At 34.1% G+C, this 18636-nt stretch carries 23 protein-coding genes and 2 pseudogenes; 8 read left to right on the forward strand and 17 right to left on the reverse strand.

The genetic code is table 11. The features are described from left to right. Window positions 1-133: 133 nt before the first annotated feature. The 5 genes and pseudogenes from ILS93_RS04675 to ILS93_RS04695 form a co-directional block, all read right to left on the reverse strand. Window positions 134-292, reverse strand: coding sequence for a hypothetical protein (locus tag ILS93_RS04675; RefSeq protein WP_002137521.1), 159 nt, complete (start codon window positions 290-292; stop codon window positions 134-136). A 582-nt stretch (window positions 293-874) separates the two neighbouring features. After that, window positions 875-1153, reverse strand: a pseudogene (locus tag ILS93_RS04680) (hypothetical protein); the annotation flags it as partial. A 509-nt stretch (window positions 1154-1662) separates the two neighbouring features. After that, window positions 1663-1869: pseudogene (locus ILS93_RS04685) on the reverse strand (isocitrate lyase); the annotation flags it as partial. A 243-nt stretch (window positions 1870-2112) separates the two neighbouring features. Then, entirely contained in the window at window positions 2113-2370 is a 258-nt protein-coding gene (locus ILS93_RS04690; RefSeq protein ID WP_098101905.1) for a DUF3963 domain-containing protein, read from the reverse strand. Between the two features lie 146 nt (window positions 2371-2516). Continuing rightward, complete coding sequence (locus tag ILS93_RS04695) at window positions 2517-2996, reverse strand: GyrI-like domain-containing protein (protein WP_098101903.1); 480 nt, start codon at window positions 2994-2996, stop codon at window positions 2517-2519. A gap of 109 nt (window positions 2997-3105) precedes the next feature. On the opposite strand from ILS93_RS04695, the gene ILS93_RS04700 reads away from it, so the two are divergent. Then, window positions 3106-4068, forward strand: a complete 963-nt coding sequence (locus ILS93_RS04700) for a helix-turn-helix transcriptional regulator (protein WP_098101902.1) — start codon at window positions 3106-3108, stop codon at window positions 4066-4068. A 149-nt stretch (window positions 4069-4217) separates the two neighbouring features. Here ILS93_RS04700 and ILS93_RS04705 read toward each other — a convergent pair whose 3' ends face one another. The 6 genes from ILS93_RS04705 to bla2 form a co-directional block, all read right to left on the reverse strand. Beyond that, complete coding sequence (locus tag ILS93_RS04705; protein WP_064475929.1) at window positions 4218-4967, reverse strand: ABC transporter permease; 750 nt, start codon at window positions 4965-4967, stop codon at window positions 4218-4220. Next, complete coding sequence (locus ILS93_RS04710; protein WP_064475930.1) at window positions 4968-5729, reverse strand: ABC transporter ATP-binding protein; 762 nt, start codon at window positions 5727-5729, stop codon at window positions 4968-4970. A 155-nt stretch (window positions 5730-5884) separates the two neighbouring features. Continuing rightward, window positions 5885-6226 carry a DUF1048 domain-containing protein gene (locus tag ILS93_RS04715; RefSeq protein ID WP_000891990.1) on the reverse strand — a complete coding sequence of 114 codons (342 nt, stop codon included), beginning with the start codon at window positions 6224-6226 and terminating at the stop codon, window positions 5885-5887. Window positions 6227-6301: 75 nt separating this feature from the next. Then, complete coding sequence (locus tag ILS93_RS04720; protein ID WP_064475931.1) at window positions 6302-6622, reverse strand: PadR family transcriptional regulator; 321 nt, start codon at window positions 6620-6622, stop codon at window positions 6302-6304. 466 nt (window positions 6623-7088) lie between these two features. Continuing rightward, entirely contained in the window at window positions 7089-8375 is a 1287-nt protein-coding gene (gene hcp / locus ILS93_RS04725; protein WP_222660056.1) for a hydroxylamine reductase, read from the reverse strand. Between the two features lie 690 nt (window positions 8376-9065). Next, window positions 9066-9836, reverse strand: a complete 771-nt coding sequence (gene bla2 / locus ILS93_RS04730; protein WP_222660058.1) for a BcII family subclass B1 metallo-beta-lactamase — start codon at window positions 9834-9836, stop codon at window positions 9066-9068. A gap of 201 nt (window positions 9837-10037) precedes the next feature. Here bla2 and ILS93_RS04735 point away from each other — a divergent pair, with 201 nt between their 5' ends. Then, window positions 10038-10328: a DUF3784 domain-containing protein gene (locus tag ILS93_RS04735; RefSeq protein WP_064475933.1), complete on the forward strand. Its 291-nt coding sequence runs from the start codon at window positions 10038-10040 to the stop codon at window positions 10326-10328. Window positions 10329-10357: 29 nt separating this feature from the next. Here ILS93_RS04735 and ILS93_RS04740 read toward each other — a convergent pair whose 3' ends face one another. Further along, window positions 10358-10639 (reverse strand): hypothetical protein, encoded by a 282-nt coding sequence (locus tag ILS93_RS04740; RefSeq protein WP_064475934.1) that lies wholly within the window; start codon window positions 10637-10639, stop codon window positions 10358-10360. A gap of 132 nt (window positions 10640-10771) precedes the next feature. Between ILS93_RS04740 and ILS93_RS04745 the strand changes: the two genes are divergently transcribed. Next, window positions 10772-10966 carry a hypothetical protein gene (locus ILS93_RS04745; protein WP_064475935.1) on the forward strand — a complete coding sequence of 65 codons (195 nt, stop codon included), beginning with the start codon at window positions 10772-10774 and terminating at the stop codon, window positions 10964-10966. A gap of 111 nt (window positions 10967-11077) precedes the next feature. Further along, entirely contained in the window at window positions 11078-12115 is a 1038-nt protein-coding gene (locus tag ILS93_RS04750) for a serine hydrolase domain-containing protein (protein WP_064475936.1), read from the forward strand. Window positions 12116-12151: 36 nt separating this feature from the next. Here ILS93_RS04750 and ILS93_RS04755 read toward each other — a convergent pair whose 3' ends face one another. The 4 genes from ILS93_RS04755 to yeiL form a co-directional block, all read right to left on the reverse strand. Then, entirely contained in the window at window positions 12152-12400 is a 249-nt protein-coding gene (locus tag ILS93_RS04755; protein ID WP_000666939.1) for a hypothetical protein, read from the reverse strand. Between the two features lie 264 nt (window positions 12401-12664). Continuing rightward, entirely contained in the window at window positions 12665-13708 is a 1044-nt protein-coding gene (locus ILS93_RS04760; protein ID WP_088047453.1) for a flavin-containing monooxygenase, read from the reverse strand. Between the two features lie 208 nt (window positions 13709-13916). Beyond that, entirely contained in the window at window positions 13917-14267 is a 351-nt protein-coding gene (locus ILS93_RS04765) for a glyoxalase superfamily protein (RefSeq protein ID WP_000632414.1), read from the reverse strand. A 13-nt stretch (window positions 14268-14280) separates the two neighbouring features. Next, window positions 14281-14973, reverse strand: a complete 693-nt coding sequence (gene yeiL, locus ILS93_RS04770) for a transcriptional regulator YeiL (protein ID WP_064475987.1) — start codon at window positions 14971-14973, stop codon at window positions 14281-14283. A gap of 109 nt (window positions 14974-15082) precedes the next feature. Between yeiL and ILS93_RS04775 the strand changes: the two genes are divergently transcribed. The 3 genes from ILS93_RS04775 to ILS93_RS04785 all read left to right on the forward strand — a co-directional run bounded on the left by ILS93_RS04775 (window position 15083) and on the right by ILS93_RS04785 (window position 16591). After that, entirely contained in the window at window positions 15083-15529 is a 447-nt protein-coding gene (locus ILS93_RS04775; RefSeq protein ID WP_002096403.1) for a DMT family transporter, read from the forward strand. Between the two features lie 13 nt (window positions 15530-15542). After that, window positions 15543-16007 carry a DMT family transporter gene (locus tag ILS93_RS04780; protein WP_000965801.1) on the forward strand — a complete coding sequence of 155 codons (465 nt, stop codon included), beginning with the start codon at window positions 15543-15545 and terminating at the stop codon, window positions 16005-16007. An 89-nt stretch (window positions 16008-16096) separates the two neighbouring features. Further along, a complete protein-coding gene (locus ILS93_RS04785; RefSeq protein ID WP_141547152.1) occupies window positions 16097-16591 on the forward strand; it encodes a hypothetical protein in 495 nt (164 codons plus the stop codon). A gap of 40 nt (window positions 16592-16631) precedes the next feature. On the opposite strand, the gene aiiA is transcribed toward ILS93_RS04785, so the two are convergent. Further along, window positions 16632-17384 (reverse strand): quorum-quenching N-acyl homoserine lactonase AiiA, encoded by a 753-nt coding sequence (gene aiiA / locus ILS93_RS04790; protein WP_088047454.1) that lies wholly within the window; start codon window positions 17382-17384, stop codon window positions 16632-16634. A gap of 187 nt (window positions 17385-17571) precedes the next feature. Here aiiA and ILS93_RS04795 point away from each other — a divergent pair, with 187 nt between their 5' ends. After that, window positions 17572-18591: a zinc-binding alcohol dehydrogenase family protein gene (locus ILS93_RS04795; RefSeq protein ID WP_088047455.1), complete on the forward strand. Its 1020-nt coding sequence runs from the start codon at window positions 17572-17574 to the stop codon at window positions 18589-18591. The last annotated feature ends 45 nt before the right edge of the window (window positions 18592-18636 follow it).

Consider the following 18636-nt stretch of genomic DNA (forward strand, 5'->3'; position numbering starts at 1 on the left):
GAAAATTTTATTCATGTTGCTCGTATTTATTGTTTGGGGATAAATCGTTCTTTAAGCTTGATGGCGATTTGGTGCTATCCCTAAAACATCTGGACTTTAATAGCCAACTAAAAAAACGCAAACAAAAAGACCTTTAATCAGTCGTTTTGTTTGCATTTCCTTTTTCTAAAACCACAGAAAAGATAAGTACTATAGTTAACACCATAATAAACCCAACTTCACTTCCATCACTTACAAAAAATGAATACAAAGTATAAATTAAAATTAATATTCCATAAATAACTTTGTGCAATGAACTCCCCCCTTTTTACCATATATTTTAGTGTAAAAATTTAATTCAAGCCCTATATTAAAATGAAAATAAAAAGCACCTGTGATATACACGTGCTTTTCTCTTGTCAATTTATCTATTTTCTTTTTATAACTCAAATTTCTTCGAATCGTACTTTTCTAGAGTTTGTTACAATTCATTTTGTTCATACGGAATATGTTTTTCTGTCTGTACATCTTCAACATTTTCTCCACCTGTTAATAATCTCCTGTACTTAAAAGAGTGCCCTGTTAATACTGCTGTAATCATTTTGTATTGCCCTCCTTTTGTTTGATTACTTGTATCATAAAACAAGTATCTGAAGTTGATATGTAGTTTATCTAGAGTGTATGTAAATTTAAAAAATCTCTAATAAAATGTTTATGTTGTAACGTTACCATCAAAACTAGTGCTTCAAACACCCTGATTTGAAGAGACAGTAACCCATATTCTAGCTTAAATTTCCACTACAGTTCTATATTGAGTAAAACCAGTTGATCCCTATAATATAAAAAGAGCACCACTTTTTGGATGCTCTTCGTTATAACTATATAGTATTTAATTTCCTTCTTTTGTTGGTACCATTTTTCCTTCTTGAGAACCTGTACCTTCTGTTCTTTCAACAGTTTTTGCATCTCCATTAGGAGTTGCTGGCACTGCATCTTTAGGTACATCAAAGTTTTGTGAGAAAGACGTTGTTCCATCTGCACTCCATGTAATTACTTGATTTGAACTATCTTCATTTGATCTTAAATTGTTCATTTTCGCATCATCTGCACCTACTGCACCCCCAGCTACCAATCCTGTACTTAAAAGTGCTCCTGCTAATAATGTTTTAATCATTTTTCATTACCTCCTTGTTTTGTTTGGAACTACATTTAGCATAAGACAAGAATCTATAGTTGATATGGACTGTATCTGGAGATTATGTAAAGAAAAATAGATGATCAGTTGTATATCCTAATGGGTGCTTAGGCAAGATTGAAACTTAATATGAGTTTGATAATTGAGTTACCCTTCGTTTTTGGGTGTAAGGTTTTTGGCTGGGGTGAAGTGAGGAGCTAACCTTTTCTAATTTGAAACATTTACAAATAAAGCGTGATAAAAATATGATGATTATCCCTTATGTTACTCCTTGTACTAAAGATAAGATTGAATTCTCCGATCTTATCTTTTTTGTTTGTAGAAATTTAATGCAAAAAAACAGAATCCTTGTAATAAGGATTCTGTAACAAGAAATGACAGATATATATCAATAAAAAGAGTTACTTATATTATAATTTAAAATGCAACAAACACATGCAATTTTTGTTCAAAACGCCAATGTTTTTTAAGACTTTCTCCACATCTTTAAACTGCAATTCTTCCGTAGAACCTTTCAACGCTGTCGTAGATGAAGTTCCACCCGTAATCACTTGTGCCACTTCATCAAAGTAACCTGTTCCGACTTCGCGTTGATGACGCATAGCAAAATAACCATGCTCTTCTGCTGCAAATTCGGCCTGTTGTAATTCAGAATACGCTGCCATACCACGTTCTTTATAGCCGCGTGCTAATTTCTTGGTCCATAACATCTACTATTTAGTTGTAGGTAAAAAATTTCATTTTAATATGTGGTCTTCCATTATTATATTTAGTATCGTATTTATTCCGGGTTTCTCGTATATGTTGAAAAAGGGTCCAGATATACTTATTAATGATTAAACCAATAGTACTTATCGTAGGCGCTACCATGATCTGGTTGGCGTCTTGTTTGTTGTTAAGGAAAGATAACAAAACAAAATTTCCTTAATCACAAGGCTTTAAAAGTAACCTATCCATAGTGATACTACAGCAACTACTAACAAAGCAAAACAAATTGTGATATTTCGAACCCACTTTTGTATATCATCAAAATACCGTTCTATAAATATAGCGTAAATATAAACCATAAGAAATAGAACAACGAAAGTAAAGGAACCCAATTTATCGTTAAATTTTTCATTAGTAAATGTGCTTACATGAAGGAATAGAAAAACAAACACTACTATGAATAACTCAAATATCCTTTTTTTATTCACCCCGCCACTACCTTACATTAATTTCCTTTTATTCCATTTTATCAGAACATAATGTGTAGCAGCATATGAATAATTTATTTATGTCAAAAAGACCAACAATTTAATATTGTTAGCCTCTACTTTCCATATTCGTACCTTTTATCACTTTACTTCCTAACAACTGGAATCCACATTTCACCAAATACTAAACCGTCTCTCTGCCCCATCTCAACCGTTGTATTCGGTCCACCAACATAGGCAAAATCTTTTGCATCTGGTAAAGCTTGACCGAAGGCGATGCCAGTCAACTTATTACTTAGCTCTTCAGCCGTTTTGTCTTCCCCTTTCACTACTAAGTATTCTCCCTTCGGAAACTGGATCACTCTAGATTCTTCTTCTATTTGTGCTTCTGTCATGACACCAGCATAATACATCATCTTATTATTCACCGCTTCGCTCACAGAAAAAATATATTCGTTTGTAGCTAAAGCTTTTAATCTGTCCAACCTTCCATCTTCTTTAACAGCTGACCAAAAGTCTTCTTTTTCTTTATTTATTCCAGCAAAGTTTGTATAGTCACTCTTAATTTCAGTTCCAATACCTAACACAATAAAGCTATCTTTTTCTTCAATCGTATAATTTTTCATATTCAAAACCTTCCTTTTTTAAAATGAATCAAACGATTTATCTTTTCATCTGATACGTTTATAATATCCTTAAATCATGTCAAAAAATGATACTGTTTAGGAGACTCCAATGAAAAAAGTTGAACGGATTAATACAATTATGCGGTATATCAACAATCGCTCCCACTTTACGATTACTGAAATCATGCGAGAATTTAACATATCACGATCGACAGCTATTAGAGACATTAGAGACATTGAAGCTATGGGCATGCCACTTGTCGCTGAAGTTGGAAGAACTGGTGGATATTTTGTCATGCATAATTCTATCCTGCCCGTTGTTCGCTTTACTGACAATGAAGTCAAAGCTCTTTTTATTGCCTTTATGGCTACAAGAAATCAACAACTTCCCTATTTAAAAAGTCGTCAATCTTTAGCCGAAAAACTACTAGGACTCATCTCAGAAATCCAGCAAGATGACCTCGTTCTTTTAAATCAACTCTTGCTTTTTGAAGGGACTAACCCTCATAATCCCGATCTACTTGAGCTTTCTGACCTACCCCACCCTATGTTAGAAAAACTCATCCAAATCCTTCTTTTGGATAGACATTTATTGATTACCGTCAAAGAAGAAGAAGAAATCAAGTCTTACCCAATTTATCTATTACACCTTTATCAAGAAAAAAGCCATTGGATCATTGAAGGGTTCGACTTAAAAGAGGAAAAGAAGATGATGTTTCCTGTCGATGACCTCATCAATATCGAACCGTACACGACGAAAAAGAGGTTAAATAAGAAACAGATTTTAGAAAAACTCAATAAGAAGGACGAAGCAATTAACCTTGTACTTGAACTTGGTCCAAAAGCGATTGCCCAGTACAAAAAATACCATCCTTTAAAAATTTCAATTTCTTATACAAACCCTTACCAATCCACAGCCATTTTAAAAACATTTATCGATGTTAACAATTCCGATGAAGTGACAGAGATAACACATTGGCTACTTTTCCTAGGGAAAGATATTACAACCAGGGAAATGCCTGAAGAAATATTAAACGATTTACAAGAGCGGTTAGGTTTATATTCTCCATAAGCAGTGATCGGTTAAACCTCAAAATATTGAGTTTAATTCGTTACCTGTTGCCCATATTTTTTTACCATGAGAGCACAATACATAATAAAAGCACGGAAAATCTTCCCGTGCTTTTTCAAATATATATAATTTCGGATGACTTAATTCACTTACCCTAACTGACGTTTAAATGCTTTACTAGCGAAAAAGTAAGAGATGATCATGATACCTACGCACCAAGCGAGTGCAGTCCAAATATCGTTGCCAACAGTCCCTTCATATAATAGGGCACGAACCGCATTCACGATTGAAGTTACAGGCTGATTCTCAGCAAACACACGGACAATTTTAGGCATCGTTTCGGTAGGTACGAAGGCCGAACTAATAAATGGAAGAAAAACGAGTGGGTACGAGTACGCTGTCGCCCCTTCCATAGACTTCGCTTTCAGCCCTGGAATGATAGCTAGCCATGTTAGCGCTAACGTAAACATCCCCAGTATTCCCGCTACCGCAAGCCAATCTAGCATATTTGCACTAGAACGAAAGCCCATTAAGAGCGCAACAAGAATAACCACCACGATAGTAAGTACATTAGCAACAAGAGAAGTTAAAACGTGAGCCCACAATATTGATGAGCGCTTAATAGGCATCGTAATGAAACGTGCCATCAGCCCACTCTTTACATCCGTAAACAATCGTACTGAAGTGTAAGCCACGCCGGATGCGATAGCCATTAACAAAATTCCCGGCAATAAATAATTAACGTAGTTATCCGTTCCAGTCTTTATAGCCCCGCCAAACACGTAGACAAACAATAACATCATCATAATCGGTGTAATTGCTACTGTAATAATTGTATCCGGACTACGCATAATATTACGCATTAAGCGCCCTAGTAATACCCCTGTTTTGCTTTTCATTTACATCTCCTCCTTTTTACCGATAATCGCAAGAAAAATTTCTTCCAACGTCGGCTGCTTCTCGATATACTCTACTTTTGCTGGCGGGAACATCTCTTTCAGTTCTGTAAGAGTACCTGTCGTTATGATTTTTCCGCCATGCAAAATAGCGATACGGTCCGCCAGTTGTTCTGCTTCCTCCAAGTACTGAGTCGTAAGTAAGATCGTTGTGCCACTGCCGGCAAGTTCCTTGACTGTATCCCACACTTCGATCCGCGCTTCCGGATCAAGTCCAGTCGTTGGTTCGTCTAGAAAAATAACTGCTGGCGCCCCAATCAAACTCATCGCGATATCAAGTCGGCGCTTCATCCCGCCTGAATACTGGTCTGCCCTCTGGTTGGCCGCATCAGTCAGGCTAAATCTTACAAGTAGATTATCAGCAACTTGCGCGGGATTGGAAACACCACGTAACTTAGCAATCATTATCAAGTTTTCCCTTCCAGTAAGCATGCCGTCTAAAGCTGCGAACTGTCCTGTCAAACTGATGCTTTGACGAACATGATCTGATTGACGTTGGACGTCAAAACCGCAAATACTTACTTCACCATCATCTTGTTTCATTAGCGTTGAAAGGATGTTGACCGTTGTCGTCTTTCCCGCTCCATTTGAGCCTAGCAGCGCGAAAATTTCGCCACGCTGCACCTCAAAATCCACTCCCTTTAAGACTTCTTTATCTTTAAAAGATTTTTTTAACCCTTTTACAGAAATTGCTGCATTGCTCATACTTTTTCCCCCTTATTAAAATAGGTTACCTATAACCTCTATTTAGTATCACTGATAATCTGTATTACTTAGTAGCGGTTTAAAAATATAACTGAATAGCGATGGTGGCAATTTACATTTGTAACCAGCTAATCAGTCGGTATTACTAATTGCATTTATTTTTTTCTCAATTTCTTCATAATACTTTCATTCAAATCTTCACGATACTTAGAGACATACGTTTTAGCGTTTGCCACTAGTTCATCAGCAAAGGATGCTACGTCCTCCCCAGTAATGTCAAGCACTTGTCTACCTTCCGCTGCACCAGCTTCAAACAAATCGATTAATTCATACTGTATGTGCAGCATATCCATTCCATTACCCGCTGAGAAATTCCACATGTAGTTTTGAATTTTCTTAAACACAAACTGATAATCTTCCGGTAGTGCTCCAACACGTGCCATCATCATTTTGTACTCTTTTTTATCACCGATTAATTTTTTAAACATTTCCAACATCTTATTTTCCTCCTTTTTTATAAAGCAGAACAAGAAATTCTCCAAATATGAGCCGGAACATTTTATTTTATGAGGCTAGTTTGACTTCAAGACGTTAATTTTTGAAGAAACGAAATCCCATTTTTCCCAAAATAATTCAAGCTCCTGACGGCCATCATCATTTAATGAATAAAACTTACGAGGCGGTCCCATATCTGATGGTTTCTTTTCAATATTCACAAGCTTTTTCTTTTCTAATCGTACGAGGATAGTATAAACCGTCCCTTCCACAACCTCTGTAAACCCAAGATCATTCAGGTGGCGGGTAATCTCATAGCCATACGTTTCACGGCGACTAATGATTTCCAGCACACACCCTTCCAGTGAACCTTTTAGCATTTCAGTTAAATTTTCCATGTCCTGATCCTCCTTTACCCCCTATTCTGTCTGACTTATATTCAGTATCACAGAGTACTAAGGCGAATTTTTACTGAATAGCTTCTGAGTAAAACCATACTATTCAGTATTACTTATTACAACTACATTGTATGACTAAGTAGCTATAGATGTCAACTGATTTTCAAATTTTTTCTAAAATCCGCTATTACCTATTGTTTACTGAAAACATTTTGAGAAACAACACTACTCAGTATCACCTATTACTTCTACATTGTATGACTGAGTAGTTGTAAATGTCAACACGATTTTTATATTTTTCTAAAATCAACTATTGCCTATCAGATACAGCCGATTTTCTTTTTAAAGAAATTTCACCATATACCTATCCGGCCAAGAAAAGAAAATACCCCGAAACAAATATTCTACATTTTTGTTTTGGGGCGCTATAGGTTAGCTCTTCTTAATAAGACAGATCATCCTTTTGTTACGATAACATCATATCCATATCTTCCGCTGCAGTTGTAATTAGTTTTAAACCGAATGTTTCTTGTAATACATCAAGCACGCCAGGTGAAATAAATTCGGGTGCCTTTGGACCGATACGAATATCTTGAATTCCAAGACTAAATAGCCCAAATAAAATAGCAACCGCTTTTTGTTCAAACCATGATAAGACAATACTTACTGGCAATTCATTCACTTCACATTGGAAAGCATCTGCTAAAGCGGCCGCTATTTTCACTGTAGAAATTGAATTATTGCATTGTCCTAAATCAATGTAACGCGGAATCTCCGTACCAGGTACAACACCATAACTCACATCATTAAAACGGAATTTCCCGCAAGAAGTTGTTAAAATAACCGTTTCTGGCGGAAGCGACGTTGCTAATTCACGATAATATTCTCCGCCTTTTCCCGGAGCATCACAACCTGCGATGACAAAGAAACGCTTAATCTTTCCTTCTTTTACTGCATTAATAATTTCCGGAGCTAATGATAATACTGTATTATGATGAAACCCTGTTACTAACTGCTCATCCGACTCCATATGTACTTCTGGAAGTTCAAGCGCTTTTTGAATCAATGGTGCAAAATCATCATTTTCAATTTTTTGTACACCCTCTAAACCGGCAATATCATATGAAAAGAATCGATCAGAGTATGACCCTTTAATTGGCATAACACAGTTCGTTGTCGCTAATATAGCACCTGTAAATTTTTCGAAAAGACGTCGTTGATCATACCATGCCTTACCGATGTTTCCTTTTAAATGTTTATATTTTTTTAGCTGCGGATAACCGTGTGCTGGTAACATTTCAGAATGCGTATAAATATTAATTTCTTTTCCTTCTGTTTGCTTTAATAACTCTTCTAACGCAAATAAATTATGACCAGTAACTACAATTGCTTTACCTTCTACATGGTTTTGTGTAATTTGAACGGGCTCTGGAACACCAAAGTGATTCGTATGCGCCCCATCTAACAACTCCATTACTCGTAAAGCCGATTTCCCTACTTTCATAGCCATATCAATATGTTCTTGTTCATTAAAGTTGGAATTTGTTAATGTCATATACAGTGCTTCTTGCGTCGTAGCATCTACAAATGCATCAGTATACCCTAGCTGAGCAGCATGCGTACGATAAGCTGCAATTCCTTTTAGCCCAAACACAATCGTATCTTGTAAACTTGCTATTGTTTCATTTTTACCGCAAACACCTATTACTTTACATCCGCCTGTTGGCGTTTGTTCACATTGATAACAAAACATGATCATCCCACCCTCTCCCAATCATTCCTTACAAACTAAGCATAATATCCGGTGAGATAAAAGGATGTGATATCAATCACAATACTAAGTATAAATTTGTGACAGTTCATATTGTTGACATAATATTTTTATTGACACCAAAAAAATATTACATAATCATATTGTTCAGGTTTTCAAATATCTAAACTATTGCTGAATCACATATAAACTAGAAAGTTAACAGAAATAGACATACAAAAACGCTATTCTTTCTTTTTATTATTCAACTGAAAGAATAGCTTTTTTTCATTTTGAAGAACTATCAATTTTTTTATTAAAGATTTTATGAAAAATCACTTTATTTACAATACATTTACACTATCTTTACAATGTTTACATTATTTATATGATATATTTATATAGAATCTACTTAAGAAATTTCATGTACATTGTAATCTTTATAATCTCTTATCTAATTAATAAGAGATTATGTTTATATTTTTATACCAGGGGTGAATGAGGATGACTGAAACTTTAAAAACACTTATAATGCTTGATGCTACTTACGTTGTTATAGCAATTATGACGGTACTGGTATTTGTATACTTGGAATTAAAATCTCAGTAACGTATGCAGACTTCGCATTTAAATATAGTTAGAAAAAAGCGAGGAGAAAATTGTTTCTCCTCGCTTTTATATTCCCACAGTTTCTTATTTCAACAAATCCAATGTATGTAAAAGTAATCCTCTGTCCCCTACTTCTCCATGACCAGGCACTACTGCATTTATATTTCCATATCGCTTCAGCACATTTTCAATCGATGTAGACCATTCATTTACATAGGCATCAGCGACATTCCCTAAATTTTTAGCTTCCGCAGATTTCACTAAACAACCTCCAGCTAAAATGTTATATTGCGGTAACCATACGACAATATTATCTTCTATATGTCCTTTCCCTGGATAGAACATTTCTACTTTCATATTTCCAAACTTTAATTTCGTAATGGTTTGTAAGTCTCCAAGTGGTTCTTCATATCCATATCTCTTTGCTAGTTCTGCTGTCAATGCCGTACTATGCGCTTTAATGCCTCTTTCTTTCAACGTTTTTATTCCGCCTATTCGATCAGCGTGCGCATGTGTAATAATAACATCCGTTACGCGCTTCTTAAATTTTTTTTCTACCATCTCTATTAATTCCTTCGTTAACTTATCATCCCAAGAAGAATCGACTAGTACTAACCCTTTAGAAGTAGTAAGAACTAGACCGTTCGAAGGAACTGCTTCTCCGTTAAAGTAACCTAACTCCGTATGAACCCATACATTTTTGTTTAACTGAGAAATTGAAATAGTTCCTGTCTCATTTTTTATTACTTTTTGCTCTAGCTTTTGTTCCGCTTTCACAGAAGAAATTGTACTAACAAATTGAGTTATTCCTAGTAAACTAACACATACCCCTAATTTTAATAATGTATTTTTCATTTTCTCCACCCTTTCTTTCAAACGAAATAGTTATTACCTATATTAGACAATTCATTTCAAATGTTTGTTCCATCTTTTCTTACATATTTTTCATACCATTAATAAAAAGCGCACAAAATTTTGTGCGCTTTAATTATATTTTGTTAAATTATAACATTCATACTATAATTTATTTATAACCCTTTAACGGAGGTGTTTTCAATGACTCTCTTCGCTTCCCCATCATTATTCATACTAGCAATCATTTCATTCGCACTAGCCTATTTCATCGGAGTTAAACAATACACTTGGCTCTTATCAGGATTCAATGAACGCCGTGTGTCAGATAAAATAAAGTTATCAAAAATAGTTGGTCTTTATAATTTAATTGCTGGTGTTATCGCTACAATTGGTAGCATCTTCCTTACTCCTAATGTAAAAATCGTATTTCCTATCATTATAATTGGACACTTTATAATCGCTGCCTATGTAAATACACGCATGGTGCAGTAAAAAAAGATCACCCAAATGGATGATCTTTTTTATAATTTATCAACATATTGCTTCGCTTCTAATAAGGAAAATCCAAAAGCTTCTCTTACTCTCTTAACTGCTGTAACTGTTTTTCCTTCTTCTAAGAGCTGACGCAACTCTTTATTAATTTCAGGTTCCCTATCTACAATTCCCATTTCTTTCGTAATTAGCTGTAATCTATCTTCCATCCTCTTTAAACGTGCATCCGTTTTCTTTTCGATTCTATTTAATTTTTCAACGATATAAATAAACCCAAAGACCGCTATCGGTATGATCATCCAAAATTCCATGACTATTCCTCCTCATTAGCTTTCATTTGTTTTATTTCACTAATTTATGTAAATTTTACCACAAAACACATTTAATGTATAATAGTAATATACAACACTGTTGATAAAACCTTTTATTTTAGGAGGCACTTCATGAAACGATTTTTTAAGACGTTACTACTATTTGTAGTTCTTTCAATTGCACTACATTTATTATTTGATATCGTTGGCTGGCTTGTTTTCAATGCGCCAATTCAAAACAAACAAAGTATTATTTCCTTACTAACAGCCTCATGGTTAATGTACATGTACCGAGATAAATTTTTTAAAGCATTCACTTCGAATTAACTAAAAGAACTTCATCGATAAAAGATGAAGTTTTTTCTTTTTCTCTCATTCTCTCTATTAACTACCGTATAATAGAACTAACATTCTGTCTTTTATAAGAAAGGAGTCACTATGAACTTAAAAAATCACATTATATACGAGAAAATGAACCAATATTCCGTTGCAGGTTTAAGCCTTGCCGTTATACGTGATGGCAAACTAGACGAAACGATTGCTTTCGGAACACTTGAATCTGGAACAACTAGAACTGTCACTACGAATTCCATATTCAATTCTTGTTCTATCAGCAAGTTCATCACTGCAATGCTCGTACTAACGCTATCAGATCAGGAAATCGTGCCTTTAGATGAAGACGTAAATGATAGACTCACATCTTGGAACATACCTACCAATCTATTTACCTCACAGAACAAAGTCACGTTGCGAAATTTATTAAGCCACCAATCTGGAATTATTGACCCTCCTAATAGTTTTGAACATTATACACTTGCACAAGGACGACCAAACTTGTCTGAACTCCTTGCCGGCAAAACATCATATTGTCCAGTACCGATTGAAGTGACTTATAAACCAAAAAGCGAATTTCACTACTCAGATGCAAACTTTTGTATTATTGAACTACTACTTGAAGATATAACTGGAAAACCATTCAATCTTTTACTTGAAGAATATATCTTTCAGCCACTACAACTGAAAAATAGCATACTATTCTCTACTAAAGATATAAATAAAATGGAGGCCTTTGCTTGTGGGCATAATAAAGATGGCACCATTACAAATGAGAAGTATCCATTTTATCCATTCGCAGCTTCTTCAGGTATTTGGACAACACCAACTGACTTATCAACTTTAGTTATTGAAATCATTCATTCCTTGCAAGGAATGAGCAAACTAAAACTTTCTCAAAAATTAGTACAAGACATGATTTCTCCTCAAGGTTGCTCAAAATGGACTGGGTTAGGTGTGTTTCTAGATGATTCGAATAAAGACTTACAAATGTATTCACTTGGATGGGGCGTTGGGTTTCAATGTATGATGGTATGCTATCCATACCGAGGTAATGGTGCTGTTATTATGACGAATGCTGACTTAGGTGTTCATCAAATGAAAGGGATTATTGGTGACGTTTTAAAAACGTTATCCTTATAATGAAAAGAAAGAAGCTGTTCCTTCCAGCTTCTTTCTTTATATTACATTTTTCGCAACAATTTTTATATGTTCTGGTGCGATAATCTCCGTTATACTTTCTTGGAAATCTTCCTGCAACATTTCTTCAATATGTTCTAGCTGCACTTCAACATGTGTGCATTCTAAATTATGTATATTTAATAATGCATAATGATCTTTTTTCTTTACTACTAAATATTGATTTTCCTCTGTTACAAGTATAGAACCTAATCGTACTCCTAGTAGGCGTTGATCATCAAACTTCACAACAATTTCCCCCTTCATCACTATGTAATAAAATAACATTTTATGTAATCTATTCTTCATAAACTATATCACAATTTATTAAAATATAAATATCATATCTCTTTTACTAAAAACCCTATTCTTTTATATATTTCGATACAAAAAACTTTCTCAACATAAAATTAGAATTTTCAGTTTTTATTCTTATGAAAATCTATTATAATAAAGTTAATAAATGTTTGACCTCTCCTAATTCATGTACATATGGATGATCAGTAGTCGTTGCTACTGATCTATTTTTTTGATTTCAGAAAGTATATACGCTGCATCCTTTCCTACACCACAAATAAGTGCAGATCCCCTTTGAGATTGCCACGGCAAACCGATATAATATAATCCTTTTACTGGACTTATTCCTCTTACATGATTAGGAAATCCATTCTCATTCACTGCCTTTTCTAGTTCAATCCATTTATAGTTCTGAATAAAACCAGTTGACCATATAATGCTTTCTGCACTATACGTGCCACCATTTTGAAACATAATATTATTTTCTGATGCACTAACCACTTTTTCCTCTAGTTTAATTGCTCTATTACGAATAAGTTCTTTGCCTTCAAAACCAAAAATAGGATCCTTTCTCTTCTGAAACCATTTTCCCCTCTTAGTATTTACTTCGGCGTACAATAAACCCAATTTTTCTAACCAACTAAAAATGCTTTTTCTAAAAAGATGTAACGGTAAAAATGTTAAAGGATGACTGATAGACATTGTAACTTCATGAGTTTTTGCAAGTTCTACTGCAATTTGCATTCCGGAATTCCCGCCACCTACTACTAGTACTTTTCCCTTAGGAATTTGTGATGGTGATTTATATTGTGATGAATGTATTTGAAAAACATGCGATGAAAGATGTTGTGAAAATGAGGGAATGTATGGTTGCTGAAAACCACCTGTTGCGATAACAACCTTTTTTGCTTGTAAAACTTCTGTAGGAGTATGTAATTCGAATATCTCTTTTTCTTTCTTTATTTTTAAAACTTTGGTTTGCAATTGGATTGGTAATGTAAAGTACCTTGCATATTCTTCTAAATATGTTGCCATTTCATCTTTACACGGAAATCCCTTTCCTTCTCCTTTTACTATCATACCTGGTAAACTACTATATTCCCTCGGTGTGAAGAGCTGTAAAGAATCATATCGATTTCTCCATGAATCCCCAATTCGGTTTCCTGCCTCAAGTAATAAAAAATTATAACCTTCTTGCTTCAAGTAATATCCCATTGTTAATCCAGCTTGACCAGCTCCAACGATAATTGCATCTAACATCCTTTTCCTCCTTCCTATTTCACATGAATATATGCTCATTTGTTCATATGTTTTATCATACGATTTATTTTTCAATAATTCAATCTGTTTAACAAAATGAAAAAGAGCAGTTCACTGCTTTATGAACTACTCTTCATTACATTTATTTAATACGCAATTACACTGCACTCTCTCTAAAAAATTTATATATTAATCCCTTCCTGCTCTATCATCTCTCCTCATAAAATACGATTCTATTTGAAAACGGATCAATTACAGTTAATTCGATTGTATCCCAAGGTGTTTTTTCTATATTTGGCTTCGAATAAGCATATTCTTTACTTAATAATATAGAATGATAATCCTTTACATTATCTATTTTGACCCGAATCGCACCGCCTGGCGAAGCATCCCCATGATGTTCTGATAAATGTATTACAGCATCATGTAACGAAATTTGTATATATAATGGCATATGTTCCTCATACCGATGTTCCCAATCCATTTTAAACCCTAAAAAATCTATGTAAAATAGCTTTGCTTTTTCAACATCAAAAATTCTAAATATAGGTGTAATCATTTATTATCTCCTCCTATTTATAAACATCTGCCGCCAATTCCCTCAAAACTTCAACATTCACTACTTCAAAGCAACCATTGTTCTTTTTTATAATCTCTTTATCACAAAAAACATTTAATGTACGTAATAGGTGTCGATAACTCGTTCCTAACAATTCAGCTGTCTCTGTTAAATTCCCACTAAATACAATTCGATTTCCGTGCTGCACCGCTCGTTCCCCTGCTGCTAACATGTAACTCGCAAGTCTATTTTCAAGTGGATATAGTAAATTAATTGTACTATTTTTTGAAAGTCGATTTAACTTATGTGCTAACGATCCACAAATACATCGTAAAAATTTCGCATCATGAAATAGTTGATTTCTCACTTTTCCTAAAGGTAAACCAACACAATATGAATCTGCCATTACTTGTACGTTTGAAGCAGTCTTTTGAGAATGAATTAACTCCACATCTCCTAACAGCTGCAAACTATCATAAAAGCATAATAATACAGATTTCCCGTTACTTAATGTATTAAACGCTTTTGCTTTTCCTTCAACGAAGAAAAATAAATAATCTATCTCTTCATTTTCTCTACAAATAAACTCATTCTTTTTAAAAAATATGAGTTCCATATACGGTTTCATATCATTACTAAAAAATGAATCAATATTATTTTGTTTCATATAATGTGCTAATTTAATTGAATTACATACTTTCTTCATAGTTCCCCCGCCTTTACAACTACTCCCCATTGTAATCAAAATTTTCTCCTTCCACTATGACATATGTCATAGTAATACACAATTTCAGCATGATACAGTCATTACAAATATGAAATACAAAGGGGATATTACATTGTATAACTTTCTTTCTGTCTTTATTGGTGTGCTCATCGCCGTTATGCTTCCATTGAATGGGATTTTATCTGAGTTAATTGGCAAGTACACAGCGAGCGTTGTCATCCACCTTGTCGGTTTAATTGCAGTTATCTTCATTTTAATCATTAACAAAAATAAAATTTATTTTGATAAAAGCATTCCACTTTTTTTATATAGCGCTGGTGCGATTGGAGTATTCACTGTTCTTTTTAATAATATAAGTTTCTCCGTCCTTGGTGCCTCTATTACGATCGCATTAAGTTTACTCGGTCAATCTATCGCTTCCATCGTTATTGACCATTTCGGCTTATTAGGAATGAAAGTTGCAAAGTTTGAAAAGAAAAAACTAATTGGATTATGTTTCATCTCTTCCGGAATTATAATCATGACAATTTATTAATGGAGGCAAGAAAATGTTATATATTACTATCGCTATTTTAGCTGGTGTTTCTATCGTTGTTGCTAGAATTATTAACGCGAATTTAGCAGCGAAGATTGGAAATTGGGAAGGCACGTTTTTTAATTATATTACTGGATTATTTTTCTCTATGTTATTTTTAATTTTCAGTTCAGATTCATTTTATATTCCTAGCCATACGTTGCAATCTATTCCTATCGCTGTTTACTTAGGCGGATTAGTAGGCGTTATCGTCATCTCGTTATCGAACTATATTACGCCTAAAATATCAGCATTTTATTTAACGTTACTCATCTTTATCGGACAATTATTTGCGGGGACTATCATTGATTTCATCTTGTCACACGAACTATCAATGGGAAAAGTTGTCGGTGGCATTTTCGTACTAATTGGGCTAACTTACAATTTACTCGTAGATCGCCCTGTTAAAACTGTGCAGAATAACCAAGTTCAACTATAATACTTTACGCTTACCTATCATATATTAATAGAAAAGCTCTTTATACGAAGTAATAGAGAGGAGAATATTCTATTAAGAAAATCATTTTACTGCTCGGTAGCGCATTGATTATTTTTGGTATCGTATGGTTTTTAAACTCAGGGAAATCTATTCAAGATTTCTATACAGCAAATAAACCAAAGAAGAAAGCTACTATCATTTCAACTCAAAGAGACCCAAATGAGCCCCCTGTCTTTTTAGGAAAACAGGAAATAAAAGATATACATGTCGAGTCAATTAAAACAAAAAAAGATATCTTTCTCACAAAAACAGATGAATTAAAAACATTCATTAACAGTATGGATACCGCCAAAAAAGGAAAATTAACATTAGATGAAGAAGGATCAGATTTAATAGATTGTGATATGTGGATTACTTTCGAGGATGGAACTTATAAAAAATATTTCATATGGGTAGTTGATCATCACAGTAGTGAAGTAATGATCGCTCAGCAAGATACTCTTGATGATGTAAACCTTACGTACTATCAATTAAATGAAGATAATTCAAAAAAAGTTTATAACTTATTTAAAAAAATTATTTAAACGAAAAAGTCATGAGCAAATGAGCTCATGACTTTTGGCACTATATATATTCAGGGAACACTTTACATCCCTTTTCCTGCTCTATATCATGCCCAAAGAAAACAATTGGCTTCTCTTTTATCACAACTTCTTTTAAATGTTTAATTGAAGATAAAGCTAATTCTGGATCAAATCCAGCAAATGGCACTTCATTTTCAAAATTCTCTTTCGTATACGATGCATCAATCGTTAATAATACAGGACCGGATTTTTCTGTCTCAATTAATAGCGATTGATGCCCTGGAGTATGGCCTGGTGTATGCAATACTTGAACTCCTGGTACGACTTCATAATCCCCTTCAATGATTTTGTAGTTTAAATTCGGCAATATACATTCTTTCAAATATTCTTCGCTATGCTGCGCCGCCTCATATTCAGCACGCTGTACAATGATTGGTGTATTTATAAAAGCGCCATTTCCTCCTGCATGATCAAAATGCAAGTGAGAACTAATAATATAAAGAAGGTCATCCGGCTCATAACCAACCCGTTTTAAAATATTCACGATTCTATCTTCTTCAGTCATTTTCGGTAAAACCTGTCCTTCGACAAATGTACCGTTAAAAAGACCTTCATTATTAACTGCACTTTCTGGCATACCTGTATCTACTAAAATAGGCCCCTCTTCTGTCTCCAAAAGATAACACCATACAGGTAAGTTCAATAAATCTCCCGGTGTGAGCGTACTATTAACAGAAGAATGATCTAACATACAACGACCTGCTGGGATGAAATAAAGCTTTTTTACTGACATTATGTATCCACCTTTACATTTAATTTAAGATAAAGTAACACAGTAAATAATTCTGCTTTTTAGAAATAAACTCCTTCCACACTTTCATACCAGCATAAATAAAAAAGAGTGTACTTTTTTACATAATGGCATTTCACCATCTATAATAAAAGAGTAAATGACTCTTACTTTAATGGAGGGAATATAAATGAAAGCAATTGGTTTACATGAATACTTACCTATTGAAGAAGAAAACAGTTTAATTGATATTGAAGTTGAAAGACCTGTTGCTACAGGAAGAGATATACTCGTTAAAATTAACGCTATTTCCGTTAACCCAGTTGATACAAAAGTTCGCTCTCCGAAAGATAAAAAAGAAGATGTAGCGAAAATACTTGGCTGGGATGCAAGTGGTATTGTCGTACAAACGGGCGAAGGTTGTACGTTATTTAAAGAAGGCGACGAAGTGTTTTACGCTGGAAGCATTACGAGACAAGGTACATATAGTGAATACCATTTAGTTGATGAAAGAATCGTTGGTAAAAAACCAAAAACGTTAAGTGATGCTGAATCTGCAGCACTTCCTTTAACAGCTATTACGGCTTGGGAAGGTTTATTCGAACGTTTGGGAATTGATTATAATAAGAAAGATACAAATACATTTAAAAACATTTTAATTATCGGTGGAGCTGGTGGTGTAGGTTCAATTGCAATTCAACTTGCGAAATGGGCTGGACTGAATGTAATCACAACTGCATCTCGTAATGAAACAATACACTGGGTTGAAAAATTCGGTGCCGATTATATCGTTAACCATCACCAACCTTTACAAGATCAAATATTAGAGTTTGGGCTAAAAGATGTAGATTATATTTTCTGCTTAAACAATACAGATCAACATTGGCAAGCAATATGTGAGCTCATTAAGCCACAAGGAAAAATTTGCTCTATCGTAGAAAATGAACACCCTCTTGAAATGGGTATTTTAAAAAGTAAAAGTGCTACATTCGTTTGGGAGTTTATGTTTACAAAAGCGATGTATGAAACTGGCGACATGATTACGCAGCACGAACTATTAAATAAAGTAAGCGAACTTTTAGATGAAGGTATTTTAAAGACTACTTTAAATGAAACATTCACACCAATTAACGCTGAAAACGTAAAGAAAGCACATACACTGCTTGAAAGCGGAAGTACGATTGGGAAAATCGTTTTAGAGAAATTTTAATAACAAAAAGTCCGATTTTCATATGAGAAATCGGACTTTTTACTA

It is taken from the genome of Bacillus sp. 16GRE42, from assembly GCF_019837435.1.
Lineage (GTDB): Bacteria > Bacillota > Bacilli > Bacillales > Bacillaceae_G > Bacillus_A > Bacillus_A wiedmannii.